The sequence below is a fragment of the Taibaiella soli genome (assembly GCF_003236175.1).
GTDB lineage: Bacteria > Bacteroidota > Bacteroidia > Chitinophagales > Chitinophagaceae > QKTW01.
In genome coordinates, this window is the sequence record NZ_QKTW01000027.1 from 156474 (window position 1) to 182804 (window position 26331).

The window sequence follows — 26331 nt, forward strand, 5'->3', positions numbered from 1 at the left end:
CGCAAAGGTAATAAAACTGAGCTTATAAGGTTAGTCTAACTTATAAATTATACGATTGCTTTTTAGGATTGTTCTATAAACTGTATAGATATAATGTTTTGATTATAAGAGTCAAGTTTTAACAACATTAATTTAACCTGAATATTACTTTTAGGAAATGAAGAATGTTTATAAAACTATTCTTGTATGGCTGCTTACGGCGCTTTTGGGCAGTACTTTTCTTGGGTTTGGCTCTTGCGTCGACGACTTAAGGCACAATGTGCGCGTCGGAACTGATATCGCGGGAATTCTGTCTCTTGCCCTTGTTGGGGGAATAGTTTGCCTGATAACATCTGTTCCAGCAATAGTTATTTACCATTTTCTGGCGGTGAGATTATATCGTCGCCAGCCGAATATAGTTAAAGTAAAAGCCGTGCTGGCGTTTTATGGGTTCGTTGTTCCATTTCCCAGTTATTGGTTTATAAGTATTGTTTCCGGAGATTCACCGGAGGCATGCACGCTTCCTGTTTTGGCTTATGCCGTCGCAGGTTTATTTACCGCACAAATTTTCCACTATTATCCGTTGGCACCGAAAACAGAAACAAAAATTGCTGCGACCAATTACCCGGAATAAATTTCATTGGATGACAAACTTCCAAAATCAAACAAAATTTAATGAAGCATAACACTATTCGAATCTGGATTCTTACTGCTCTTATCGGAAGTATTCTTTTCGGATTTCTGCTGAAAATTGATGGCTCCATACACCACAGCAGGTTTTCCCTGGATGGTGGGCAAATAGTTATGGTTTCCGGAATTGCCGTTGTCGCATGTCTTATTTTATTGATCCCGGCGACAATTATTTTTCATTTCCTGGCTATCCGATTGTTTGAACGGTGGAACAATACGTTGAAAATAAAAACAGTGCTTGCGTTGTATGCGCTGGTGTCTGTATTTGCGAGCGTCTTTATCGTGAGCGTTGGTACGGGAGGTTATGTGAATGATGCGCTCGCCATTTTGACTTCGCCCTATGCCATCAGCTTTTCTGTAGCTTCCTGTTTTTTCAGTTATCGTTCTTCCCATCAGAATTTAGAACAGAACCATTCCGCGAACTCATTCCCCAAACACAATTTTCAAAAATCCCCAAATGAAAAACATTTCTAAAACCATCTTCGTATGGCTACTCACCGCAATTATAGGCGGTTTTGCATTCGGTGTCATGCTCGCTGCAGACGAAAGCGGACATACCGGACGATTTGCCCTGAATGATAGTGACATGGTAGTAGTTTCTGCGATAGCTGCTGTTGCCTGTCTGGCATTATCAATACCCGCAACGATACTATACCATTTTATTGCTATCAGGCTGTATCAGCGCTGGGACAGCACGACTAAGATTAAAGCGGTACTTGGCCTTTACGCAGCTGGCGCCACGGTTGTCAGTATTGATGTTTTGGGAATTTCATCCGATGGGCGTTTGGACACCGATTTCTTCATTTTAGCAGTGCCATTTGCAATAGGTGCGCTGGTGAGTGCTTTGCTTTTTAGCTATCGGCCGCTGCCGAAAGAACAGCGCTGGGGGAGCGATTCTTCAGTATTTCCTGATGAAGAAGAAGCCGAAGCGGAAAATTTATTTCCGAAGGAGACACATGCCATCATTATTTGTATCACTGTCCTCATGATTCTTTGGGATCTGATCAACATGATCAAGGGAAAATTTTACGGCGGCGGGTTTAATATTGGCTTTTCGGTGCTTTTATTGGGAACATTGATTGCAGGTATGGTATTGTTTGCCCGTAAAAACGTTACAGGTTGGTACCTGTTGTTTGGCTTCTTTGTCTACGGCTCCGTAAGCACCTTACTTTCGGTGCTCAATGTCATGGGGCGTTATCGTGCCACAATATCCGGCCAGTACATGATCCAGACGATTCTCATGCTGGTGATTTGTAATCTGGCACCATTGATACTGATCGCTGCCCCTAAAATGACTCATTATTTTAAAGTGGAAAAGAATAAAACCATATTAGTGTGCATCATTGCAGGTTTGCTGGTAGCGGGCGTTTGGGTAAGATTCTGGATGATGTAAAATATCTGATTGTTTTCTGATTTCGTTGGAAAATACAAGCGTCATTCGGAGGACTAAGGAACACAAAAAAAGCGCAGACCGTTTGGTCTGCGCTTTCATTTTATCAGAACATTCAAATTACTGAACGATCAGTTTTTGTGTACTTGTTTTATCAGCAATAGTAATCGTTACCAGATAGAACCCGGAAGCAGGGAAAATATTGCCCGGGATCGCCTGTTCTACAACTGAATTCGGTGCATAAGTCTGTTGCGCCGTATAGATAGTTTTACCACTCAGATCACGTACTGCATAAGCAACTTTACCATCGTTACCTGTTGTAAAGGCCATGTTGAATGCACCTTTAGTCGGGTTAGGGTAAATTTTAACCTGATCATGATGTGTTGCCACTTCAGCTACTTCTGTAGCATATGGAGTAATGGAGAATTTATCCATATAGAAGTCGTTACCACCTGATTTAGGCAAATAGCGGAAGCGGAAGAAAACCTGTGTGGTACGCGCCGCAGCTGGAACCGCAATAGTCTGTGCTGCCCAGTTGCTGCTGCTGCCAGGAACGAATTCTGTGTTTTTATAACCGTTATTGGCCAGGGTAGTGCCGCCCAGTGAGCTAAATGTAGTCCATGATCTGCCGCCATTGATACTATAGGCAATCTCTAATGAATCATTGCTGCCACTACTTTTATAGCTACCGGCAGTGTAAAAACTAAGATTCAAAGAACCAGTGCCCCAATCAGCCAGGCTAAATGCCGGAGTAAAAACATCATCATGGTCGCCATCCGGATTGCCGGCATATATATCTGTTCTGTTGTCGAAAGAGCGGTAGCGTATAGATCCATTATCGTCATAACCAGCGCCGGTAAATGCTTCCCAGGCGAAAGTATTATCGAAGTAGTTAAACATTGGCCAGTTTGCCATATCGGCAGCAGAAGCGAAGTTCTGCATATAGCCCCATGCTGCTGTGCCAACAGAGTCCGCGATGAACATTTTCTTCGTTATAGTATTTGAACCTGCATTAGAACCTGCGGTAAGTGCAATTGTTGCCCAGCCCGGTTGTGAGAATTTCACGTTTACAACTGAGAGACTGCTGGCGGTAGCAGGAGTTGCCCCGTTGCTGAATGTCCAGTCCCCTGTAGCAACCGTATCGTTCCAACTGCGATTTTTAAACGAGAAAGCGATATTTGAATTAGCCGCGGCAAAATAGAGACGCTCGGGTGTGGTGAAAGAACCACCTACAACACCTTTCTCTACAGAAAAATCAGCGATCGGCGCAAGATCCGGACGAGCAGCCAATGCTCCGGTAGCTGCAAGGTTGCTGGCGGTATACAAATTGTTACGTCCGGCAATGGTGCTTGTCAATGCGGTTCTCATGCGCTGTACCTGACCAATCGTAAACATCTTCTGGCAATAAGTATAGTCCATGATGTTCTGCGAATTATTGGTATCAGGATAGTTGATGATATAGCTGCTGCCGGTAATTGCGTCGGTATACGATTTCTGATAACCGATAGAACAACTTGTATCATATAGTGCAGCTGTGGTACAACCCGGCATATGTCCTTTCGTTGGTGGTGTATCATCTACGCCATCGTCGCCACATTGCTGGCCTGGCTGGTTGTTGTTACCCCAAACGTGTTGCAGCTCCAGACAGTGACCAATTTCGTGCGGAATTGCTTTGTCGTAATTCAGATAATTGAAGAGTCCAATTACACCATCGTAATAAGGATAGTATTGCGCTGAGGACGGGTAGTAAGCATAAGCCGCCGCGCCAGCCATTTGTGAAGAGAAAGTATTAATAAACCATATATTGAGATAGGAAGTGTTTGGCCATCTGCCGATTTTCGCAACATCCGAAGCATTTGTAGTGAGATAAGAATGCTCGTGTGTGATACCTTTTGTAGGATTGCCGTTCGGATCTTTAGTAGCAAGATGCAGACGGATTTTTGCGTTGCCTACATATTGTTTGAACGGTTGGATAACATCTGAAGTGTCGGCGTTCCGCTTCATGTATACGTCTGCCCAATAACTAACAGCATTAAAGATGTCGTCATCTTTCAGGTATTCATTTCCGTAGTCATGCACCACGTGAATCACAATCGGAATATCGTAAGTTGTTGTATCAGCACCACCGGTTGTACGTGCAAACTTGCTGATGTTCATCTGCTGAAGGCCTTGTGCAATGGCCTGCTCAATCTGTTGCTGGTAAATTCCGATTTCGGGATGTGCTTTTAACTGTTCCTGAAAAAGGATGTCGGTGCCACAAGCTTTTTGCGCGGAACCGGTTGTCGCCGCGCCTAAAAGGATGCACAGCGGTAAGATGACTTTTTTCATCGATTAGTTGAATGGTGAAATAATGAAAAATCTAAGAGCGATTTCTAAAATTAGGGATGAATGAGGTTGGAAATGAATTTTTATGAACTCTATATTATGTTATAAATAAGTTAAATAGAGTTAATGCCCTTATTTCAATGTTGGTACACCTTTTGAAATATTAAATCTGTAGTAATAAAAAAATAAAATTGACATTGGATTGACAAGTTCCAAAGTCAATTTTATCCTTATTATAAATAAATCAATTACTTGATTTGTTTTCTGTAGAGATAAAATGCCAGAATTCCGGCCAGAATGTTCGGAATCCATACCGCAATAAGCGGATTCAGACCGGCCTTAGTAGAAAAGGTTGTAGAGAATTGCATCAGCATGATATATACAGCACTGATCACAATACCTAATGCAAGGTGAAACCCGCTACCACCGCGTATTTTACGACTGGCGATACAGGCGCCGATCATGGTAAGGATAAAACCGGCAAATGCTTGTGAAGTACGCTTATGCAGCTCTACGTAATAGAAATTCAGCGTTTCTGCACCGCGGGTTTTCAGCAGTTCAATATGATCCAGCAACTGAGGCGTCGTCATGGCCTGCATGATATCATCGTTTACTTTAAGGTCTTTCGGTGTGAAGGCATATGCCTGAGTCATTTCGGTAGCATACTTCAACTGTTCATGCAAACCGTCGTTGGTGCGGGTTGTCACATTATAAAGATGCCATTGTTTTTTTACACTGTCGTAACTGGCTGTTTCCGCCATTACTTTTTCTTTCAGTAAAATGCCGTCAATTTTTTCTGCCGAAAAACGATAGCCGCGATTGGCATTGTAATCGTAGTTCTGCATATATACGTATAACCCTGGCGTCAGCCGCAGATGCACGTTCCGGTCTGCAGTATTTACGTGCTCATGTACGTAGAGATCTTCAAAATTAAGGCGTTGCTTATTAGCCGCAGGCACAATCCAGTGGCTACATAACAAAGCCATTACGCCCAAAAATGCACTGCCGATAATATAGGGCCGAAGAAAACGCTGGAATGAAACGCCGCTCGCCAGTATCGCAATGATCTCCGATTTATAGGCCAGTTTTGACGTAAAAAATATGGATGCGATAAATATGAAAAGCGGGTAGAGCAGCGAAACGATGTAAGGCATAAAGTTTTTGAAATAATTCAAAACCGCCAGAAACGGTGCCTTATGTTTCACGAAATCATCTACCTTCTCCGAATAGTCGATCACACAGGAGATAACCGCCAGTATGATGATGGCAAAGAAGAAAGTACCGAGGAACTTCTTTATAATATACCAGTCAAGTTTCTTGATCATGGGTTAAGTCAAAAACTAATAGTGAGTTGTGAGGTGTCAATTGAGTCCCCTCGTTACATCATTGCGAGGCACGAAGCAAACTGCACGATACGAGTTGCCCGTTTCCATTTTCAAAAATAACAGCTTTCTATCTGATACTTTCCATTTTATACAAAACTTAGCATCTCTGTTTCAGAATCGGTATCATTTCATTTTTCCATTGATTGTAATCGCCGGCAATGATATGCTCACGGGCCTGTTTTACGAGATGAAGATAAAATGCAAGGTTATGAATGCTTGCAATCTCCAATGCCAGGATTTCGCTGGCTACGAATAGATGACGCAGGTACGCTTTAGTGTAAAAATTGCTGGTATAACAGTCAATACCATCATCGATCGGCGTAAAATCATTTGCCCATTTCTTGTTTTTGATATTCACCACACCTTTAGACGTAAACAGCATGCCGTTGCGGCCATTGCGGGTTGGCATCACGCAGTCAAACATGTCAACGCCCAGTGAAATGTTTTCCAGAATATTCCACGGAGTGCCTACGCCCATCAGATAACGCGGTTTGCTTTCTGGCAAATATTCACAGCAGAGCGCACACATTTCGTACATCATTTCTTCTGGTTCACCTACAGACAAACCGCCAATGGCGTTACCTTCACATTCTGCTGCAGCTACAAATTCCGCTGACGCTTTACGCAAGTCTTTATAGGTGCTGCCTTGCACAATTGGGAACAAAGTCTGACGATAACCATATTTAGGTTCTGTTTCGCCCAGACGCTGAATACAACGTGCCAGCCAGCGATGTGTCAGCTCCATCGAGTTTTTAGCATACAGATATTCCGAAGGATACGGCGGGCATTCATCAAAAGCCATAATAATATCGGCGCCGATACTCCGCTGAATATCCATCACGCGCTCTGGCGTAAACAAATGTCGCGAGCCATCAATATGAGATTGAAACATCGCGCCTTCTTCAGTGAGTTTACGGTTGTTCGACAAAGAAAATACCTGATAACCGCCACTATCCGTCAGAATAGGCCGGTCCCAGCCGTTAAATTTATGTAAGCCGCCTGCTTCCTCCAGAATCTCCGTTCCGGGACGCAGGTATAAATGATAAGTGTTGCCGAGGATGATCTGTGCTTTGATTTCCTCTTTCAGTTGTTGCTGGTTCACAGCTTTTACACTACCGACGGTGCCTACCGGCATAAAAATCGGGGTTTCGATCTGTCCGTGATCGGTGGTAATGATTCCGGCCCTTGCTTTGGAACCGCTGTCGGCAGCTAAAAGTTGAAATTCCATTGTTCCTTTCAAAACGTCATTCAGGGAGATATATTATCCTTAGAATAAATAATAAATCAGTGATTGACAATGTTTACGTTTCTTTGTGAACGTGATCAGTTCACTGTTATTTATATTATTTGCCGTTTCCGTAGCCATACAACTGGCTTATGCTTTTTATTTCTTTTTGCCGGCGCTTCCGTCTGGCGATAATGAAATAAATGATGTTCCTGTTGTGATTTCCGAAAAGGAAAAAGTATCAGTGGTGATCTGTGGCAAAAACGAAGCCCATCATCTCCGCAACTATCTTCCGCTGATTTTGGCGCAAAGATATAGCAATGCTTCGGGGAAAAGAATGTTTGAGGTAATTGTTGTAAATGATGCATCTACAGACGATTCCGCCGCGGTATTGGCTGGGTTCGCGCAAAACAACGAACATTTAAAAATTGTTACCATTTTACCGGAGGAGCCTCGCAAGTTTCCGGGGAAGAAATTCGCTATTGGCAAAGGGGTAGCGGCTGCAGCAAATGAATGGCTCTTGTTTACCGACGCGGATTGTCAGCCAGTCAGTAAATACTGGATAGAAGAAATGACCGTTCTTTTTAGAACTTCCGGAGGAAAAAAGCAGATTGCCGGTGGTTATGGGAAATATGCACAGGAACCAGGATTATTAAATGCATTGATCCGCTGGGAAACGATGCATAGCTTTCTGCAGGCGTTCAGTTACGCTTATCGCGGAATGCCTTATATGGCAGTAGGAAGAAATATGGCTGTCGAGAAAAAATTATTCAGAGAAGCAGAAGAATGGGATGTCTGGAATAAGCTGCCTTCTGGCGACGATGATCTGCTGGTGGCAAAAACGGCGACTACGGATAATATGCGATTGATCATGCCAAAAGGATCTTTTACTATATCTGAACCCAAACACTATTGGCAGGATTGGATCCGGCAAAAACAGCGTCATCTTTCTACCGGCAAATATTATAAACCATCTGTAAAACGGCTTTTAGGCATTTATGCATTGACCCATAGCTGGAGCTGGCTGTTTTTTATTCCTTTATTATTTACCCATTTCTACGCAGCTGCCATTTGCTTTATGATTGCCCGTTGTCTGCTTTATTGGACCGTCTGGACCGCAGCCGCAAAACAGCTTGGTGAAAAAAAACTTTCGATTTTCTTTCCACTCTTCGATTTCGGCTGGATGATCTATAACTTTGCGTTCGCTCCATACATATTCTGGAAAAACAAACAACAGTGGAAATAATTCAAGACTACTTCTCCGATTTTACGGAAACACAGACGCAACAGTTTCAGCAACTGCAGGCACTTTATACCGAGTGGAATGAAAAAATCAATGTCATTTCACGCAAGGATATTGATTCACTCTACGAAAAACATGTGCTGCATTCGTTGGCTATCGCTGCTATTTGTAATTTTCACAAAGGTGCGCATGTTGTAGATATTGGTACTGGTGGCGGTTTTCCGGGTATTCCGTTGGCAATCTTCTTTCCCGAGGTAGAATTCTTGCTTGTAGATAGTATTGGTAAAAAGATTAAAGTGGTGGAGGAAGTAGCCAGCGCCATTGGACTTAAGAATGTGAAAACAATGCATGGCCGTGTAGAAAATACAGGTCAGATCTTTGATTTTGCAGTGAGCCGTGCCGTAGCTCCTTTGGGTGAACTCTGGGGCTGGATCCGTAATTCGCTCCGCAAAGGTCGTATGAGCGACGAATTTGCTAATGGTCTTATTTGTCTGAAAGGCGGCGATCTTACTGAAGAAGTAAAGCAATCCGGCTTACGTCCGCATTTGTTTCCGATCTCTGAGATATTTGACGAGCCTTCGTTTGAGACGAAGTATGTGGTGTATGTGCCGCGCTAGAACGTAATGTGTTTAATGTGGGAAATGTGATGAATGTGTTTGCTCGCGCTGGGAGTTCTCCTCCTTTGAGTTTTCACCAACAATTAATCCATGAAACAGCAGAAAAGAATCGCGCTGGTAGCGCACGATAATAAAAAACATGAGCTGATCCGCTGGGCGGTTGGCAATAGGGAAAAACTGGCGCAACATATACTTTCGGCAACCGGCACTACCGGAAAAATGCTGGAAGAAGAGCTGAAACAGCCGATCCATAAATATAAAAGTGGTCCACTCGGCGGTGATATGCAGATTGGTGCGGACATTGCCAACGGCAATATAGATATTCTGATCTTTTTCTGGGATCCGATGGAAGCTCAGGCGCATGATCCGGATATTAAGGCTTTACTGCGTGTAGCGGTTACCTACAATATTCCATTGGCTTGTGATATGGCTACGGCAGACTTTATTTTTAATTCGTCGTTACTGAGTCAGGATTATGAAGTTCAATTGCCGGATTATAGTTTTTATGTAAAACGGAAAATCTAACAAGTGAAGCATATTCCTATAACACTTATCTTTTCCCGGCTACTGGTTGCAATATGGCTGATCCTGGCGAGTATTTTGCATATTCAGATGTCCGGATGGCTGGTGATTACGTTATTCAGTTATGCCTTGGTTTCGGATATTTTTGATGGGATTATCGCCCGGAGACTTAATGTTTCGACGCCATTACTGCGACGCTTAGATTCATCCATCGATCAGGTATTCTGGATTTCGGCAGCAGTTGCGATGTTTATCAAATGCCCGGAATTCTGGCAGGAACATTCCCATAAAATTATTCTGTTGCTTTGTTTCGAGGCATTTACCTATGTGGTTAGTTTCTGGAAATTCCGGAAGGAAGTGGCTACCCACGCCATTGCATCCAAAATCTGGACATTGACTTTATTTGCTACAATGGTGGAAATAATGGCGAGCTGTCATTCAAACGTGCTGTTCGAAATCTGTTTCTATGGTGGCGTACTGACCCGTATAGAAATTATAGCGATTCTGTTGTTTCTCCGCGAATGGACTAACGACGTGCCTTCATTTTACCACGCTATCCAATTGCGGCAGGGAAAAACAATCAGAAGAAACAAGATTTTCAATGGCTAGCTTTGGGTTAAACATGCTGGTTGAATTGATGTAATAAGTTGGAATGTGAAAAAATGTATGCAGCCAACCGTCTGTAAAGGCCTGATTAACAAATTAACCCTTTACCATTTTTAACTAATCGACCATTTAATTACATTTGCAGCCTTAAAACCAGAATAAAAACTACCATAATTTATGGGTCGCATATTTGAAGTACGTAAATCTACCATGTTTGCCCGCTACGATCGTATGGCAAAACAGTTTAGCCGTATCGGTAAAGAAATTGCAATTGCAGTAAAGAAAGGTGGCGCTGACCCGAATACCAACCCGATGCTGCGTCGTGTGATGCAGAATGCGAAAGGTATCAACATGCCGAAAGACCGCATTGAAGGTGCTATTAAAAATGCGTTAGGTAAGGACACAAGCAACTACGACGAAGTTTTATACGAAGGTTACGCACCACATGGCATTGCCATCCTGGTTGTAACGGCAACTGATAACACCACACGCACTGTGGCCAACGTTCGTTCACATTTCAACAAAGCTGGCGGCACCCTTGGCAACAGCGGTTCTGTGGCATTTATGTTTAAACACCTCGGTGTTTTCAAACTTGCTCCTGCAGGTTTGAGTGCAGAAGATCTGGAACTGGAACTGATCGACGCTGGTTTGGAAGAACTCGGTGAAGACAGCGAAGGCAACCTGATCGTTCGTTGCGAATTCAACGATTTCGGTAATATGCAGAAAGCACTGGAAGAAAGAGGTATCACACCAATTTCTTCTGAGCTGGAATGGATTCCGCTGAATACGGTCGCTATTTCTGAAGAACAAGCAGAAGACGTGTTTAAGCTGATTGAGCGCGTAGAGCAAGACGATGACGTGCAGCAGGTGTTCCATAACATGGGTTAAAATCATTTTGTTAAAATTTATATCGGCTGGCAGTTACCTGTCAGCCGTTTTTTATTTTCATACCTGTTATGAAAAGACCTTTTGTTCTGTCGGGTGGAGGAAACCGTGGCTTTGCGCATCTGGGCGTGCTGAAAGCATTTGCAGAAAAGGATATTTTTCCTGAGGCAATTGCGGCCACCAGTGCAGGTTCTATTATTGGCGCATTGATTTGCGATGGTTATATGCCAGAAGAAATTCTGGAACTGGCAGTACACAACAAGCTGTATTCAATGTTCGACTGGGCGTTTCCGCTCAAAAGTCTGATGTCTCTGCGTCCACTGCAGGAATTTCTCACCCGTTATCTGCGACACAAAAAATTTGAGGACCTGCCCATACCTCTTTTTATTACTGCCACGAATATGAATACCGGCCATCAGGCTATTTTTGATAAAGGAGAAATTATTCCGGCCGTAATTGCTGCTTGTTCTATTCCGCTCGTATTCCCAGCCAAAATTATTGATGGCATTGCGTATGCAGACGGTGGCATTTGCAGTAACCTGCCTTTAGAACCTTTACTCTTGCATCAATACGAAGACATTATTGGTATTTATGTTAATCCTTTGCCGGATTACAACGAAAAAGCCCATTTCTCTGAGCTTTTTGATCGATTAATGCATCTGATGATTCGCGAAAATGTGGTTCGGAATATTGGGCATTGTTCCATTTTCATTGAACCGCCATTGCTTTCCCATTATGGTATCTTCGATGAAAAGAAGAAACGTATGATTTTTGAAGAAGGGTACAAATATGCGCAGGAGAGATTAGAGACACTGGATGATGATGGACCTGTTGATACGTTTATAGGTTGATTCGTTCTGCTGCGCAGGTTTAAAGTCTTAGGTAAAAACCCCGGTGCTACAGACAATTAGCTGCGCGCCCTCCGGCTTTTTTTGTAGGTTTGCGGAATGAAACAAGAACGGCGCGAACACTCGAAACAGGCTTCAGGCAAAGGAAAACCAAATACTTATGCCAACAGATCTCCAAAACCTGTCCGTTCATTGCCGTTGCTCATTGGGCGTAAACCAGTCATGGAGGCGTTAGAGCAGGGTACCACTATTGAAAAATTGTTTCTGCTCCGTACAGCCACTGGCCCGGAGATAAATTCCATCAAACAATTAGCCAAAGAAAGAAATATTCCCATCAGCCAGGTGCCGGTAGAAAAGCTGGACAGCTTTACAAAAGCACAGCACCAAGGTGTAGTAGCGTGGACAAGTCTGCTGCAATATGTAGAGCTTCAGGATGCGATCTCACATGTGGTAGATAAAGGCGAAACACCGTTGTTTATGTTATTGGACGGCGTTACCGATGTGCGTAACGTGGGAGCTATTGCCCGTACCGCTTTATGCTGTGGCGCTCAGGGTCTCATTCTGCCAACATCGCATGCAGCGTCGCTAACCGAAGAAGCGATTAAAACATCTGCCGGTGCGCTCCATAAAATTATGCTCTGCCGTATTCCTTCTGTACAGCAGGCAATGGATGTACTTCGTTTAAATGGTATTCAAATTCTTGGAACCGAAATGCGTGGCAGCGTTCCCGTTTATGAAAGCAATCTGAAAGTGCCTTCTGCTATCGTGATGGGGGCTGAAGACACCGGAATCAGTAAGGAAGTCCTCAAACGTGCAGATCAGCTCATTCGCATTCCAATGGCGACCAATTTCGATTCGCTTAATGTTTCTGTAGCGGCTGGTATGATTATGTACGAAGCGCTGAGGCAACGGACTTTGGATGTCTGATTTGGCTGAATCAAGAATGGCCAATCTCGTAAAATGTCAAACTAACTACATATAGTTGAGCGAAGTCTCTGACTTCGTTCGAGCAGAGGCGGTCTCCCGACCGTTGTATTTTTGTGCCGGTCAGGAGACCGAAAACCACTGCGACGAAGTCTGGAGACTTCGCCGAACGGCGTCTACGTTCATACTCTGAGCGTCAACGTTGACTCTTTTAGAATCAACATACATGTTCGGAGAGTCAAATTCCACTCTTTTTACCTCAATGTCCACTCTTTTAGAGTCTACGTTCATGCTCCGAGAGTCAACATTGACTCTTTTAGAATCAACGTCCATGCTCAGAGAGTCAAGCTCCAGTCATTTAGATTCAGCGTCGACTCTTTTAGAGTCCACGTTTATGCTCTGAGAATCGACATTGACTCTTTTAGTATCAATTTTCAGTAACCAGAACCGACATCGGAGTAAAAAGCATCAACGTTGGAGTTCTGAGGTTCAGCACTTTTCGACCTCACAGTTGAGCGAAGTCTCTGACTTCGTTCTGGTGGAACGCGGTCTCCCGACCGTTGTATTCTATGCCGGTCAGGAGATCGGAAACCACTGCGACGAAGTCTGGAGACTTCGCCGAATGGATATTAGTGCCGGCTTGGCCGAACTAAACCTCTCAATATTATTTAGAGACGTAGCGTGCTACGTCTCTACGTACTTCCGGTGCGGGAAAATTCACCATTGCCCATTCACCCCATTCACCCTTTTTGAATTTTGACTTTTGAATTTTGACTTTCTATGCTACCTTCGTCCCCGCTAAGGTTTTCGCTTTCGGGCGGAATGAAAAGGGAACCGGGTGTAAATCCCGGACATTACCCGATGCTGTGAGCTTCCAATAATTCTTTTGTCCGTACTATCGCCACTGTTTACCAAACGGGAAGGCCGCAAAAGAAGAAGCAAGTCAGAAGACCTGCCTTTCGCAAACATTTATCGCTGCTTTCGGGAACAAAAGCACAGATAACGGCAGGTTTATGGCTTTGATGCCCGGCTTGCTCTTTTCTGATATTTTTCCGTAGCTGCGTAGCAACCAATTAAAAACAGTTTTTAAACACAACAATTGCTATGCGCAAACTTTTACTCCTGCTCGCTGCTGCCGCAGCAACCGTTTCTGTAAAGGCCCAGACAGTCTCTACATTTGACTCCTTAGCACTTTCCAAAAGTGACACATTTTATGTGAACACTGCCAATTCAATGACCGATCAGGGTTTTAACGATGGTCTTGCTCATTTCGATTATTACTACGATACTTCTTATGGCGGCTATTGGACTGCGGGTTGGTTGTATTCAAATATGACCGACAGCGTCACCAGCGGTTATACCAACATGTATTCAGCTAAAGCAGGTAAAGGTTACAATGGCTCTGCGCAATACGCTGTAGCGAACGGCGACGCCATGATCCGCTTGATTAATCAAGGTTTGGGTCAGCCGGTTTCAGGTTTGTACATTACCAACAGCACTTATACATACAACAGCATGCGTGATGGCGATGGTTTTGCTAAGAAATTTACTGCAGCAGATTCCGATTGGTTTAAAGTAACCATCAAAGGTTATTCTGGTGGTCAATTGACAACTGACAGCGTTAATTTTATGCTGGCTGATTTTACCAAAGCCGATTCTACACAGGATTACATTCAGAAAGACTGGGCTTGGGTTGACCTGAGTTCACTCGGTGCTGTAGATAGCATTACCTTCCATTTGTCTTCTTCCGATAATGGCCAGTACGGCATGAATACACCGGGCTTCTTCTGTATTGATAACTTTACGTCGTCTTATATTTATCCAAATGGCGTTCCTTCGGTAATGGCAAACCTTGCAAAAGTTTACCCGAACCCGGCTACAGATAAATTGTTCGTAGAACTGGCAAATACCACTTCGGTGAATCAAGTAAATGTAATTGATATGGCCGGTCGTGTAATACTGAGCCAGCCAGTTGCTGGAGATAAAGTAATTTTGAATACGGCAAACCTTGCAGCAGGTACTTATTATCTGCAGTTGAGCGGCGATGCTGTTCATGCAGGAACCCGCTTTGTAAAACAATAATCCGGAGCTTTCCGAAGAAAATAGAATCTGATGAAAAAAGCCATTTCGGCCATTATACTCAGTCTGAGCAGTCTGTCTGCGGCGCAAGCACAATTTGCGCCACAGGCAGGTGTTTCAGGAACCACGGCAATACCAGCCAGCAGCAGCCAGTTTGTAGGCTGGGCCACACATTGTGATGTGCAACGCGGCTGGATGGATATCGCAGATCAATCACTTGGCAGGGTTTCAGCCGGTGATAGCAGCGTGGTAGTAGGCGCGCCTGATAATTATATTATGAGTCTCGGTGACAGCGGTGTGGCAGTGCTCACATTTGCCCATCCGATTGTAAACGGCCCTGGTTACGATTTTGCTGTCTTCGAAAATGGCTTTGCCAATCCGAATAACCCGGAGGAAGCCTATCTGGAGTTTGCATTCGTAGAAGTAAGTTCGGACGGCGTCAATTATGTTCGTTTTCCTGTTACTTCCAATACACAAGATACCGCGCAGATTGCCGGTACCGGTGAGTATATGGTAGCAAGCCTGGTCAATAACCTGGCAGGGAAATACATCGGTAATTACGGAACGCCATTTGATTTAAGTGAACTTTCGGGTGCTGCCAATCTCGACCTGAACAATATTACTCATGTTCGTTTGGTAGACGTAATTGGCTCCATTGGTGCGCTCGGTACCGTAGATATGAATAACCACAAGATCAATGATCCTTATCCTACGCCGTTCCCAACCGGAGGTTTTGATCTGGATGCCGTAGGTGTTATTAATCAATCGACCACCGGTGTAGCAACAATCAATGGTAATAATGCTTTCCGCATTTATCCGAATCCCGCAACGGAGAAAATTGTTTTTCATTGCGATCGGACTCCTGAAGGAGCAACGCTTTCACTGACTGATGTAACTGGTAAAATTGTTTTGCAACAATCTGTAAGCGGAAACGATACGGAAATTAATCTGAATGCCTGCGCATCCGGTCTTTACTATCTGGTGCTGAACGATGCGAAAGGAAATAAATGGGTGGAGAAAATCTCAAAATTGTAAAGGAGTTCTGTTGAAAAGAATGCAAATAAATCAGCGGTCAAAAAATCAGACATCAGCGATACTATTATTGCTGTGTTGCTTTTTGTTTGCCTGTAAAAAGGATAAGCCCGGCGGCTCCTATACACTGCCTTCCACAGACACAACCAGACAAGTGCTGGTGGTTTGCGAAGGAAGTCTGGGTAATGGCAATTCTGCGCTGACGCTGTATTTGCCCAATAAGGATTCGGTGTATGAAGATGTTTACAAAGCAGCAAACGGGCAATCGCTCGGGGATGTTTTTCAGAGCATCACACCCATTGGCAGCAACTATTTTCTCTGCATCAATAACTCCGACAAAATTTTAGTGATCAATAAAACAGACTGGACATTGCAGAGCTCCATCAGTATTCCGAAGCCGCGTTATATACTGCCGGTTTCAGAACACAAAGCTTATGTTTCCAGCCTGTTCAGCAACAAACTTTACACGATCGATCCTGTCACCATGCAAACAACAGACACGATCGTAATGCCTTATCAAAATACAGAAGGTCTTACACTTTCAAACGATGGAAACAGCGTGCTGGTTTGCGTTTGGGATACTGCCAATAATCATCTTTATTCGGTAGATATTGCAACCAATACACCAACGCAGTCTACAACATTGGCTGGTTATGCACCACAAGAAGCGTTCTATGATAAAGAGGGCAAGCTTTGGGTTTTATCGGGAAATGTAACCAAGAAAAAAGACGCGGCGCTCACGCGCATTGATCCGGTGAGCGGCAATGTAATTAAGACTTATCAGTTCCCGACAGGCGCAGATGTTGTCCGTCCGGTGACGAATATCGCCAAAGATTCCATTTACTTCATCGAGGTAAATTATACCGGCGGTACTCAATACAACGGCGTCTACCGCATGAATATTAACGATGCGACACTGCCTTCGCAAGCCTTTGTACAGGCTACAGCATATCAGTATTTCTGGGGCCTGGGCGTTGATCCGCTGAGCGGAAATATTTACGTCGCCGATCCGAAAGGCTTTGTGCAAAAAGGTTCGGTGTACATTTACAGTCCGGATGGTACCAAAACCGATGAGTTTAAAACCAGTGTAGGTCCGGGACATATTTACTTTAAAATTTAGCAAGTGCATCATAAATGCAACATATCCCTATGCAAACTGGAAATAGCATTGCTTTCTGCGATGCTATTTTTCTTTTCCAATGTGCAGGGCCAGCAATTGGCAGATACGCTGCATGAACTAAAAGTGAAGGGAAAAAAAGACCGTCATCAGACCGACGATCTCCGTATTAAGAATTATGCATCAGGTATGAAAGTGCAGACGATCGACAGTACCATGATGCAGGTTTATCAGCAACAATCTGTAGCCAGTCTGCTTGCTCAGCAGGTGCCTGTTTTCATCAAGTCTTATGGATTTAACGGTGTAGCCACGCTCAATTTTCGTGGCTCGTCTGCCGCACAATCACAAGTACTTTGGAACGGCATTCCTTTGCAGAACGCATCTTTAGGATTAACGGATGTTTCATTATTGCCGGTTTCGCTGATGGATAAAATCAATATCGTGTACGGCGGTTCAGCGGCATTGCTTGGAAGCGGTAACGTAGGTGGTGCAGTAATGCTGGAGAATGATGCACCGTCCTTTGATTCGAATAGAAAATTTAAACTGCAGTTGTCTGGCGCAGCAGGCAGTTTCGGGCAATATCAGGCAGGTGCGAAAGCAAGTTTCAGCAGCAAAAACTGGTTTACTTCACTGCAAGCTTTCGGACAAACGGCACAAAATAATTTTACGTTCACTGACCAGAAACGTATGGATCAGTCGATGCCAAATGCACAGTTAAAGGGCGGGGGATTGCTCTGGCAAACAGCGTGGCGACCGAATATCTACAATACTTTCAGCCTTTCGGCCTGGTTTCAATACTATGACCGGCAAATTCCGCCAGCGCTATTTGAAGACATTTCTGTAAAAGAACAGAAAGATGAATCCGCGCGATTCCTGCTACAATGGCAACATCAGAAAGGCGCATCTAAATGGTATGCGAAACTTGCTTATTTGCAAGATGGCATGAAATACCGCGACAGTCTAAGTCTGTTGAACACAAACAATATTACCCGTCAGATATATGGTGAAGCTGGTTGGCAGCATAGTTTAAATGCACACCATGACGTACTCTTTTTTGTTCCGATGCAAACTTCCTGGTTTACCGGCGACAAAGCACATACGCAAACTAAGCTGGCATTGGCTGCAGCCTGGCGAATGCACTATATTAATGACCGTTTGCAAGTGGCAATCAATGCCCGAGATGAATGGGTGAACAGTAATAATTTCTTTCTGCCGGGAGCGAATGCTTCTTATCAGTTACTATCCTGGCTGAAGCTGAAAGCCAATGTGCAAAAGACATACCGGGTGCCAACGTTAAATGAATTGTATTATGATCCCGGTGGTAATAAAGATCTCAAACCAGAACAGGGCTGGGGTGAAGACTGCGGTTATACAATCGATCTGCATTTCGCCAAACGGTTTACACTACACCAGGAAACTTCGATTTTTAACCGCAATATCAACGACTGGATTATCTGGTACGGCGGTTCCATCTGGACGCCACACAACATTGCCAGCGTACATAGCAGAGGTATTGAAACCAGTAATACCCTTACCATTCAGCTCAATAAATGGCAATTACATTTTGGATTGAATACGGAATATGTGCTGGCCACAACGACAAGCAGCTACGTACAAAATGATGGTAGTATCGGCATGCAGATTCCTTACACGCCGCGATATCAATGGCAGGCAAACATCGGATGTGCTTACAAAGGATTTTATCTGAATTATAATCACACCTACGTCGGCTATCGCTTTCTTACAAACGACGAGTCTGTTTATCTTGATCCATATCAGACGGGAAATGTACAGCTGATGTATTCATTCCCTTTCAGGAACGCAAATTGGCGCGCATCTCTTCAATGCAATAATATCTGGAATCAACAATATGAGGTAGTGGCGGCAAGACCAATGCCGGGCGTGAACTGGCTTGCCGGTTTGGCTGTGAGTTTGTGGTAGTTTCCGCAATGTGTTCTTCTCGCAAAAGCATTATATTTTTAACGAAAATCTCTTGCGGCGCTCGCTACGGCGCTAAGTCCGTATTTAAAAACAAGCATTATAAATTATACCCTAGCGCCTCCGTGAGCGTTGCGAGAAAAACTTACGCGTCTTTGCGTGAAATAGACTCGATTTTTTTGAAAAAATATATCTTTTTAAGTCCTTCTTCCCAGGAGCTTTTTCAGCTTTTTATCATCAGTAAAGTCTGATTCTCAATACTATTTTATTTGTTCATTTGCAATGGATTAACTTCTTTTGTGCTGGTCTCAGCCCATAAATGACTAGATAAAATACCTCCCGTTCCATTTATATCGTATTAGCAGATTTGCGCGCTGTTTTGAGCAGCAATGCCTGTTAAGTTGTCGGGGTATTAATTAATAACCATGTTTTATCATAGTTAGAAATGGAAAAATATTACAAGAGAATACTACAAAGAACGTTGCTCATTACGTTGATGATGGCGAATAAAAGTATCATCGCTAACGCCCAGTTTGGAGGTGTCCCCATAGAATCATTCCCTGGTTATTTCACTTATTTTGACCCTGCTGCTGCAAATAATCCTCCGGGATCTGATACTGCAAATAAAGCGATACTTTATTATAAAGATCTGCGTAGCTCCGGGACAATGTCTTTAATATATACGGACCGTAACGACGATACAATATGTGCCTGCATGGCGGGACATCAGATTCGCTCCTTCTTTCCGGCAGGAGTAGTAAGTCTGGGGCCTTTTGCAAGTACCATTGACGTTTACTCGGATTATATGGGACGCGATTCGGTGGCTACAATTAACGGTGTCACTTATCATTTGAATAAGAATACTGGCAATTATTCAAAGAGCGTGTTGACCGGAGGGAATTTAGTAGCCTATTATTACAATCAGGCACAGGCCACTGCACCCGATATCGCTTTGGTACTTATTGATGGACGCCAGCTACTTAATCGAAAAATTGGGAAACTAGGATATGATCTTGATAAATTCAACTGGGGCACGAGTGAATACTATTCCATAAGCTATCCGCATAATTATCCGCAGCGACTACAGGACGAATATGAAATAACGGTGAATGGGACGGATTTAGCCTGGGTGCTCACATCATTGCCTTTTGCAGCCGCTCCTGGAAGTTCGGGTGCTCCGTTAATCAAACGACCAGGTTCCCCTTCCGAACCATGGTACATGCGCGGCGTAATGAGTACAGCAAATTATGTTGCTGGCGAAGTCGTATATGATCGTTTTCTTAATGATAATTTTGAATTTAGTTATGAGCAGGGCTTTACCAAAATCGGTGTAATCGCAGAAGAGATAAAACGCCATTGCTGGAAAAACAGGGATTCGTCGTACATCATTGCAAATGGCCTCAACAAAAAGCCGACATTGGTTGATAACAGTATTAATCTGGCACAATTCACAACGAAGCGGTCCATAACGAGCGCATCCGGAATCCCTGGAGTTGCGTCCTTCTCTGGCCCGCTTAAGAAGCGCATAATGGCGTCTTACATTCCCGGAGGAGAGGTAGAATTAAGTGGATTTACTATGCCTTCCATTTATCCTGGCGACGCTGCTGATTGGTTGCTGGTTTTAGCGGGTAAGGAAATTAACGTACTGCCGGAATTTAGTTATACCGCAACCGGTTTATCTGAGTTGACATTAGGAACCGTGGTCGGTGGCGTCGGATCGTTAGCAGGTTCCGCACGAATATCTGATAGTATTGAGACTCCACAACCGGCAGCCTTTAACGGTAAAGAAATAAATCGCCAATTCAGTATATATCCAAATCCAAGTCCAGAAGGAGCATTTCATATTTCACTTCCTTTGGAAGGGCACTATCGGGTTGAAGTGATTGGCATGGACGGGAAGACAGTCTTCCATTCCGGATGCGATACAAATCCGTTTGTGGTCAAAATGCCAGCTATATCTAAAGGAACTTTTCTATTAAATGTTTACGCCACAGGTGAACATACCCCCGTTTACAGCCAGTTAGTGATTTACTAAAAGATAACAGTTTCCCGCAAAGACACATAAGGAACAAAGACGCAACCCTCGCGACGGTGCTAAGTCCAAATTTAAAAACAAGCATTATAAATTATACCCTTGCGTCGCCGTGAGCGTTGCGAGAAAAACTTACGCGTCTTTGCGTGAAACTCTCGCGCGCGAAAAGAACCTGTCCGGCTGAGACAGATCAAAATAACGATTGTACATCCTGCCGGTGATAATACCGATACATGTTCCCAGAATGGCACCTACTGTGACATCCAGCGGAAAATGCACACCGACGTATACCTGCGAATAAGAAACAACAAACGCCCATAACAATGCTATCCACCAAACCCATTTGCGCAGCTTTCCTAATGTAATAGCGCCAAAAACACCCAATGAAAAGTGATTGGATGCGTGCGACGAAGGAAAACTATACCCGCTGCCGCAAGGCACAATGATATGCACCACTTGCTGCAAATATGGATTGTTACAAGGTCGTAAACGATGAAAATATGGCTTGATCATTCCAGCGCTGATATGATCGGCGAGACCAAATGTGAGCAGAAAACCAAGGCACCAGATCACGCCTCTCCAGCCAAAATTGCGGATGGTAAAAATCAGCAGGAACAGATACAAAGGCGCCCATGTATATTGATTCCGGAAATAGGGTACAATCGCATCCAGCACATTATTGTGCCATACGGTATTGACATAATACCATATTTCATAATCGAGGTACACAATATTATCACGGAGTTCCTGCAGCATGGTTATTTTTTGAAAATCATGATCATTCTTGGCGATTCTTTGGCATCGTAAGCGTTAAGCTTGTAGTCGCCGAATGTCTGTTCCAGCGTCATCCCGGCTGTCTCAAACATTCGTACAAAATCCTCTAATGAAAATGCAGCAACGCTTTCCGAAAAATGCTTCGGCACATTGTCTGCGTCTGTAAAGTAAATATCTTTAATAATATGGTTGTTTTCTAGTCTTTTCCGGAGATCAAACTGATAACTGCCGCGATTTACAGTTTCCGCCGGCTTCAGTCGATCCAGCACATAACCTTTATTCAGGTAATCAATTACCAGCGTGCCTCCTTTTTTCAGGCCAGCGGCAAATGATTTCGCGGCAAGCAAATGATCGCGGTTATGCGCAAAATATCCGAAGCTTGTAAAAAAGTTAAAGGCGTAATCGAAATAGTTGATATAAAATGGCATACGCATATCCTGCACATAAAATTGCAGATGATCATTCTCAAAAGCTTTTGCTTTTTCGATGCTGTGGTGCGACAGATCAACACCAATTACATTATATCCATGCTCCGCCAGCTGCACTGCAAAGCGACCTTCCCCACAAGCAATGTCTACCATTCGGCTGCCGCCGGGAGGATTCAGGTGAGCTATGAGATTTTCCACAAATTCCTGTGCCTCCATATGATCTCTGTTTTGATACAAAATTTGATAATATGGAGACCCGAACCAACTTTCAAACCAATCTGTCTGTTGCATAATGCCTTATTGTGCGCAACAAAAGTAAACTGAAATGTCTGATTTCTAAGAAAGTCAGAATTCAAAAGTCAAAATTCAAAAAAGCTTAAAGCGTTGGAGTACGATTATATGTTTTGATAAATTAAATACCAGCACTTAAATACAAGCGTTATCAACTGTCGATTATCTATTGTCAACTGAATAAGAATCAATCTTCAATCACAAATTGAAAATCACAAATCTTAAATCTATCTTTGCAGCCAATTTTTAAAAGCATGAATTTTCGCCGCATACTCGTTTTCTACCGTATTCCCATTGCAGTAGCATTGATGGCCCTCGGATTTTGGCTCGGTTTCTCTGTTACCTGGTGGGTCGCCTGGATTCCGATGCTTATTTCGCTGCTGATGATTTTCGCCCATTTCTTTATTGGTCCGATGTCCCTTATCCAGGGCTATATTGAATCTGGCGATATGGAAGGCGCTCAAAAACTGCTGGATAAAGTAAAATATCCGAACCTGCTCTACAAGCCGATCCGTTCTTCTTACTATATGCTCCGTGCCAACATGTCTACGATGACTGATGACCTTGACAAAGCAGAAGCTGATCTGCGCAAAGGCCTGGAAGCTGGCTTGCCGGAAAAAGAATACGAAGGAACTGCTTATCTGCAGCTGGGTTCAATTGCTTATAAAAAAGGCAACACTAAAGAAGCTTACGAACATCTGCGCAAAGCCATTAAAATTGGTCTGCCGGACAGAGACAACGAAGCAACTGCTTACCTTCAGCTTTCAGCTATTGCAATGAACCGTCGCGATTTCCGTGGTGCAAAAATGTATTTTGCGAAAGCAAAATCCTGCAAACCTACCAACAAACAAGTGGTAGATCAGATCAACGAAATGAGTAAATACATTTCCCGCATTCCAGGTTAATGCATTTTGACGAATAATAAATAAAGAAGCCTTCCAACATTCATGTCGGAAGGCTTTTGTTATTTCAGCCAGTTGAGGATATTAAATATGACAATTACAATCCCACAAACCTTGGTCGTAAGCGATCGTCGCGATTTGATATCTTGAAGGTAAATACCCAATACTATCAGCAAATCCAGTTGGTCATCTGAAGGTTCGTTTATTTCAATTGTATTGCTCCTTTTGAACAAGCCTTCCGGCTTGCCTGAGTTCATCATGATCCGCTCAGTCAGTTGCCATTGCCATTCATGAGCTAAGATTCCGCCCGCACTCCATCGATAACAAGTGCCATTGCTTAGCGCCAGCGTACACATTGGCGTTATATTAAACACGTTTCCTGTTTCAATCGTGGCAATTTGGTTGGCATTTTCATCGAAAATCAGAATACGATTCCTAAAAAAAACTTTGTTGACGAAGGTGAATTGGTGATTGTTTAAACTGGCGGTAATTGTGTTTCCAAACCATGTTTCTTTCCCAAGTTTCCCAATTTTCAGATTATCACAAAAGATCGAATAGGAGTCTTCCAGCGGACCGGTTTTGTAGCATATAGTCGGATACATAAAACTAGATGTTGAGATAGTTCTATGATATCAATTATTATGCCGTTTCTAACAAAACGCGAATCGGGTAGGTATGACTGCATCGGCCATCGATTATAGGGGAAATGTACAATAGCAGCACTACAGATGAACGAAATGCGACGCAACACAGTTTAACCGGAGTGGAATGGCTCGTATCAAAACAAGATACAGCCGAGATATTTGGGTCTTCTTCGCATGGATGTTTATGGATTTGTGCTGTATATAATATTCATAATGCTGTCGCCGACCATTGGCCTGTAGTGGCTGTTTTCATAATAGTGGCGGATATCGGCCGTAAAATAATTCGCACCGGAGAAATCATATAACCGGTTTCCGAAGACCGATTGTAGAAATTCGATATCCTTTGGATTAAATTTTACCTGTTCATACAAAGGACTTAAAACGACCTTATACTCAGTATGATTCTTCTCAAATATTCTGGCGATTTCACGAAGCATAAAAGCATTCTGTCCCTCGATTTGTACTTCAGGCGATGTTGTTTCGCCGTTTCGCTTATAAAATATCGCCTCGTGCTTTTTATAATAAGCATCGGGATTGTCGCGCAATTCCTTTTCCTGGGCAAGACTGTATTGATCGTTCGTAATCGTATCGTAAGTTGTTGGTCGCGGCATAAGGATACTGCCCATCCATGACTGATAGCCGTTTAATTGGGCGCTGTAAAATGCAGTGATGAAACGGAAATTTGCGTAAGCTTTGAAAAACGTTAACTGATAATCCCAATTGCTTCCTCCGGAAATAACAGGATCTTTTTTATGAATAAACTGATCAAAGTCTCTTGCCGGACCGAACGACGCATTGCGGCACAATATAACCAGTGCATATTTTAACGGCGCCTGAATTGAATCCAGATATCGAACTTTCCGATAGATTCCATAGGTTGTTTCACAAGAAGCATCAAATAAAAACGGCTTAGCGTCAGATGGCAGATGTTTCTTCCATGATGCTGCTCTATAAGCCTTTGTCCGGGAACTCCCGAAAATAAAAGCATTATATCCATAGCGGTCTTTATTGCGCAAATAAGTTTGAGTGGAAACACGTTCGCGATTGAGGCCAACAATAGATCCGGAATAATCAGAATAATGAAATACTACCTTAAACGGATCAAAATAGAGATAACTGCCCACCAGCAACACTACAATTACCAGTGGAAAAGCTAAAAACAAAAATGTCCGTTTAAGAAACCTCTTCATTTCAAAATTGAAAATAGATGAACTGTTGTGGTTTGCCAGAATAGAGGTACATCAGAAACAAGAGCAGATAATAGAAGCTCCATCGCCCGGTTGTTCGCCAGTTTTGCCCCAGTTTAGCGATGGCATAAGGTTCTTCACGCCCCAGCCATTCAATCGCCATAAACACTGTCAATAACAGAAATTCTGTTTTGAAAAGTGGTTGCGGAATTGTGAAAAATGATCTGGAAAAAATGATACCTATATAGTGAAACGCATCAGGAAGACTCGGTGCACGGAAAACGGTAAGCGCCAGAGTAGTCAACAAAAAAGTAAAAATGATGCTGAAAAATTCGCGCAGCGACGGAAGCAGCTTGCCTTTAGCGGCAATATCAAGATATTGGCGGTTTGTATTAAGCAATACAGACGGCATAATGAACACTGCATGCATAAATCCCCAGGTGACACGCGTCCAGCTGGCGCCATGCCAAAAACCGCTTACAATAAAAATGATAAACACATTACGCGCTCTTTTCCATTTACTGCCTTTGCTGCCACCGAGCGGGATGTATAGATAATCTCTAAACCACGAGGAAAGTGAAATATGCCATCGACGCCAAAATTCGGCGACGTTTCTCGAAAAGAAAGGGTAGGAGAAATTGCGCAACAACTCTACGCCTAAAAGGCGCGCCAGGCCTAAAGCGATATCTGAATAACCGGAAAAATCACCATAGACCTGAAATGAAAACATGATAGCGCCCAGCAGCAACGTACTCCCTGAATAATGCGTATAGTTACCCCAAAGCTGATCTACAAATCCTGCACAAGTGTCGGCGATCACTATTTTTTTAAATAAACCCCAGAGTATTTGCCGGAGGCCGTCTATCGCTTTTGCCTTATCAAAATGTCTCGGTTTTTCAATCTGTGGCAGTAAATGTGTAGCCCGCTCAATAGGGCCTGCAACTAATAAAGGAAAGAAACTAACGAATACTGAATAATCTACCCAGTTGGTAGTTGGTTCTATCTTCCGGTTATAAATATCAAATACATAAGACAGTCCATGAAAGGTATAAAACGATATGCCAACCGGAAGTATGATGCTCAGCGAGTAGGGATTAGCCTTTAGCCCGAATAGAAGCAAAAAGTCGGCGGCCGAATGAGCAAAGAAATTGTAGTACTTGAAAAATCCAAGGAACCCGAGATTTACCAAAACGCTGATCAGCAACCACGATTTCCGTTTCCCTTGCGTCTCCGATCTGAAAATCATCAGGCCGGAAAAATAATCGAGG

Annotated in this window: 24 protein-coding genes and 1 riboswitch; of the genes, 16 read left to right on the plus strand and 8 right to left on the minus strand. The window is 43.4% G+C overall.

Translation table 11 applies throughout. The features are described 5' to 3' along the window. The first annotated feature begins 157 nt into the window (after positions 1-157). The 3 genes from DN068_RS20490 to DN068_RS20500 are packed head-to-tail and all read left to right on the plus strand — an operon-like array spanning position 158 to position 2062. Positions 158-613 carry a hypothetical protein gene (locus DN068_RS20490; RefSeq protein WP_111000811.1) on the plus strand — a complete coding sequence of 152 codons (456 nt, stop codon included), beginning with the start codon at positions 158-160 and terminating at the stop codon, positions 611-613. A 41-nt stretch (positions 614-654) separates the two neighbouring features. Beyond that, positions 655-1143, plus strand: coding sequence for a hypothetical protein (locus DN068_RS20495; RefSeq protein ID WP_111000812.1), 489 nt, complete (start codon positions 655-657; stop codon positions 1141-1143). Then, complete coding sequence (locus DN068_RS20500) at positions 1127-2062, plus strand: hypothetical protein (RefSeq protein WP_111000813.1); 936 nt, start codon at positions 1127-1129, stop codon at positions 2060-2062. The genes DN068_RS20495 and DN068_RS20500 overlap by 17 nt, the downstream gene beginning before the upstream one ends. A gap of 117 nt (positions 2063-2179) precedes the next feature. On the opposite strand, the gene DN068_RS20505 is transcribed toward DN068_RS20500, so the two are convergent. From DN068_RS20505 to tgt, 3 genes are all read right to left on the minus strand, one after another. After that, a complete protein-coding gene (locus DN068_RS20505; RefSeq protein ID WP_111000814.1) occupies positions 2180-4387 on the minus strand; it encodes a M43 family zinc metalloprotease in 2208 nt (735 codons plus the stop codon). Between the two features lie 245 nt (positions 4388-4632). After that, positions 4633-5709: an LptF/LptG family permease gene (locus DN068_RS20510; protein WP_111000815.1), complete on the minus strand. Its 1077-nt coding sequence runs from the start codon at positions 5707-5709 to the stop codon at positions 4633-4635. Positions 5710-5866: 157 nt separating this feature from the next. Then, on the minus strand, positions 5867-6997 hold the full coding sequence (gene tgt, locus DN068_RS20515) for a tRNA guanosine(34) transglycosylase Tgt (RefSeq protein WP_111000816.1): 1131 nt from the start codon (positions 6995-6997) through the stop codon (positions 5867-5869). A gap of 85 nt (positions 6998-7082) precedes the next feature. Here tgt and DN068_RS20520 point away from each other — a divergent pair, with 85 nt between their 5' ends. The 12 genes from DN068_RS20520 (at position 7083) to DN068_RS20575 (ending at position 20840) form a co-directional block, all read left to right on the plus strand. Beyond that, the gene (locus DN068_RS20520) at positions 7083-8240 is read left to right on the plus strand and encodes a glycosyltransferase (protein ID WP_111000817.1); all 1158 of its coding nucleotides are present in this window, start codon (positions 7083-7085) and stop codon (positions 8238-8240) included. Next, complete coding sequence (gene rsmG / locus DN068_RS20525) at positions 8231-8854, plus strand: 16S rRNA (guanine(527)-N(7))-methyltransferase RsmG (protein WP_111000818.1); 624 nt, start codon at positions 8231-8233, stop codon at positions 8852-8854. The genes DN068_RS20520 and rsmG overlap by 10 nt, the downstream gene beginning before the upstream one ends. A 90-nt stretch (positions 8855-8944) precedes the next feature. After that, entirely contained in the window at positions 8945-9379 is a 435-nt protein-coding gene (locus DN068_RS20530) for a methylglyoxal synthase (protein WP_111000819.1), read from the plus strand. A 3-nt stretch (positions 9380-9382) separates the two neighbouring features. After that, on the plus strand, positions 9383-9985 hold the full coding sequence (locus DN068_RS20535) for a CDP-alcohol phosphatidyltransferase family protein (protein ID WP_111000820.1): 603 nt from the start codon (positions 9383-9385) through the stop codon (positions 9983-9985). A gap of 174 nt (positions 9986-10159) precedes the next feature. Next, the gene (locus DN068_RS20540) at positions 10160-10870 is read left to right on the plus strand and encodes a YebC/PmpR family DNA-binding transcriptional regulator (RefSeq protein ID WP_111000821.1); all 711 of its coding nucleotides are present in this window, start codon (positions 10160-10162) and stop codon (positions 10868-10870) included. A 68-nt stretch (positions 10871-10938) separates the two neighbouring features. Beyond that, entirely contained in the window at positions 10939-11718 is a 780-nt protein-coding gene (locus DN068_RS20545) for a patatin-like phospholipase family protein (RefSeq protein WP_111000822.1), read from the plus strand. A 96-nt stretch (positions 11719-11814) separates the two neighbouring features. Further along, positions 11815-12642 carry a 23S rRNA (guanosine(2251)-2'-O)-methyltransferase RlmB gene (gene rlmB, locus DN068_RS20550; RefSeq protein ID WP_111000823.1) on the plus strand — a complete coding sequence of 276 codons (828 nt, stop codon included), beginning with the start codon at positions 11815-11817 and terminating at the stop codon, positions 12640-12642. Positions 12643-13422: 780 nt separating this feature from the next. Further along, a riboswitch (cobalamin riboswitch) is annotated at positions 13423-13613 on the plus strand. A 130-nt stretch (positions 13614-13743) separates the two neighbouring features. Continuing rightward, positions 13744-14721, plus strand: coding sequence for a DUF4465 domain-containing protein (locus tag DN068_RS20555; protein ID WP_111000824.1), 978 nt, complete (start codon positions 13744-13746; stop codon positions 14719-14721). A gap of 30 nt (positions 14722-14751) precedes the next feature. Further along, positions 14752-15753, plus strand: a complete 1002-nt coding sequence (locus DN068_RS20560; RefSeq protein WP_111000825.1) for a T9SS type A sorting domain-containing protein — start codon at positions 14752-14754, stop codon at positions 15751-15753. A gap of 19 nt (positions 15754-15772) precedes the next feature. Beyond that, positions 15773-16870, plus strand: a complete 1098-nt coding sequence (locus tag DN068_RS20565) for a DUF5074 domain-containing protein (protein ID WP_123985432.1) — start codon at positions 15773-15775, stop codon at positions 16868-16870. Between the two features lie 3 nt (positions 16871-16873). Beyond that, complete coding sequence (locus DN068_RS20570; protein WP_123985433.1) at positions 16874-18808, plus strand: TonB-dependent receptor; 1935 nt, start codon at positions 16874-16876, stop codon at positions 18806-18808. Positions 18809-19250: 442 nt separating this feature from the next. Beyond that, the gene (locus DN068_RS20575) at positions 19251-20840 is read left to right on the plus strand and encodes a hypothetical protein (RefSeq protein WP_123985434.1); all 1590 of its coding nucleotides are present in this window, start codon (positions 19251-19253) and stop codon (positions 20838-20840) included. Between the two features lie 129 nt (positions 20841-20969). On the opposite strand, the gene DN068_RS20580 is transcribed toward DN068_RS20575, so the two are convergent. Together DN068_RS20580 and DN068_RS20585 are read right to left on the minus strand one after the other, a co-directional pair. After that, positions 20970-21593 carry a phosphatase PAP2 family protein gene (locus DN068_RS20580; protein ID WP_111000829.1) on the minus strand — a complete coding sequence of 208 codons (624 nt, stop codon included), beginning with the start codon at positions 21591-21593 and terminating at the stop codon, positions 20970-20972. Between the two features lie 2 nt (positions 21594-21595). Continuing rightward, a complete protein-coding gene (locus tag DN068_RS20585) occupies positions 21596-22330 on the minus strand; it encodes a class I SAM-dependent methyltransferase (protein ID WP_243630355.1) in 735 nt (244 codons plus the stop codon). A gap of 254 nt (positions 22331-22584) precedes the next feature. Between DN068_RS20585 and DN068_RS20590 the strand changes: the two genes are divergently transcribed. Further along, positions 22585-23235: a tetratricopeptide repeat protein gene (locus DN068_RS20590; protein ID WP_111000831.1), complete on the plus strand. Its 651-nt coding sequence runs from the start codon at positions 22585-22587 to the stop codon at positions 23233-23235. Between the two features lie 59 nt (positions 23236-23294). Here DN068_RS20590 and DN068_RS20595 read toward each other — a convergent pair whose 3' ends face one another. From DN068_RS20595 to DN068_RS20605, 3 genes are all read right to left on the minus strand, one after another. Then, positions 23295-23834, minus strand: a complete 540-nt coding sequence (locus DN068_RS20595) for a hypothetical protein (RefSeq protein WP_111000832.1) — start codon at positions 23832-23834, stop codon at positions 23295-23297. 224 nt (positions 23835-24058) lie between these two features. After that, positions 24059-25039: a hypothetical protein gene (locus tag DN068_RS20600; protein ID WP_123985435.1), complete on the minus strand. Its 981-nt coding sequence runs from the start codon at positions 25037-25039 to the stop codon at positions 24059-24061. 28 nt (positions 25040-25067) lie between these two features. Beyond that, on the minus strand, positions 25068-26309 hold the full coding sequence (locus DN068_RS20605) for an MBOAT family O-acyltransferase (protein ID WP_243630357.1): 1242 nt from the start codon (positions 26307-26309) through the stop codon (positions 25068-25070). Positions 26310-26331 lie beyond the last annotated feature (22 nt).

Coding starts and splice junctions, on each gene's coding strand:
- DN068_RS20565 (WP_123985432.1), top strand. CDS start 15,773: ATGCAAATAAATCAGCGGTCAAAAAATCAGACATCAGCGATACTATTA.
- DN068_RS20560 (WP_111000825.1), top strand. CDS start 14,752: ATGAAAAAAGCCATTTCGGCCATTATACTCAGTCTGAGCAGTCTGTCT.
- tgt (WP_111000816.1), bottom strand. CDS start 6,997: ATGGAATTTCAACTTTTAGCTGCCGACAGCGGTTCCAAAGCAAGGGCC.
- DN068_RS20545 (WP_111000822.1), top strand. CDS start 10,939: ATGAAAAGACCTTTTGTTCTGTCGGGTGGAGGAAACCGTGGCTTTGCG.
- DN068_RS20530 (WP_111000819.1), top strand. CDS start 8,945: ATGAAACAGCAGAAAAGAATCGCGCTGGTAGCGCACGATAATAAAAAA.
- DN068_RS20540 (WP_111000821.1), top strand. CDS start 10,160: ATGGGTCGCATATTTGAAGTACGTAAATCTACCATGTTTGCCCGCTAC.
- DN068_RS20500 (WP_111000813.1), top strand. CDS start 1,127: ATGAAAAACATTTCTAAAACCATCTTCGTATGGCTACTCACCGCAATT.
- DN068_RS20590 (WP_111000831.1), top strand. CDS start 22,585: ATGAATTTTCGCCGCATACTCGTTTTCTACCGTATTCCCATTGCAGTA.
- DN068_RS20575 (WP_123985434.1), top strand. CDS start 19,251: ATGGAAAAATATTACAAGAGAATACTACAAAGAACGTTGCTCATTACG.
- DN068_RS20495 (WP_111000812.1), top strand. CDS start 655: ATGAAGCATAACACTATTCGAATCTGGATTCTTACTGCTCTTATCGGA.
- DN068_RS20510 (WP_111000815.1), bottom strand. CDS start 5,709: ATGATCAAGAAACTTGACTGGTATATTATAAAGAAGTTCCTCGGTACT.
- DN068_RS20555 (WP_111000824.1), top strand. CDS start 13,744: ATGCGCAAACTTTTACTCCTGCTCGCTGCTGCCGCAGCAACCGTTTCT.
- DN068_RS20505 (WP_111000814.1), bottom strand. CDS start 4,387: ATGAAAAAAGTCATCTTACCGCTGTGCATCCTTTTAGGCGCGGCGACA.
- rlmB (WP_111000823.1), top strand. CDS start 11,815: ATGAAACAAGAACGGCGCGAACACTCGAAACAGGCTTCAGGCAAAGGA.
- DN068_RS20490 (WP_111000811.1), top strand. CDS start 158: ATGAAGAATGTTTATAAAACTATTCTTGTATGGCTGCTTACGGCGCTT.
- DN068_RS20580 (WP_111000829.1), bottom strand. CDS start 21,593: ATGCTGCAGGAACTCCGTGATAATATTGTGTACCTCGATTATGAAATA.
- DN068_RS20595 (WP_111000832.1), bottom strand. CDS start 23,834: ATGTATCCGACTATATGCTACAAAACCGGTCCGCTGGAAGACTCCTAT.
- DN068_RS20605 (WP_243630357.1), bottom strand. CDS start 26,309: ATGATTTTCAGATCGGAGACGCAAGGGAAACGGAAATCGTGGTTGCTG.
- DN068_RS20585 (WP_243630355.1), bottom strand. CDS start 22,330: ATGCAACAGACAGATTGGTTTGAAAGTTGGTTCGGGTCTCCATATTAT.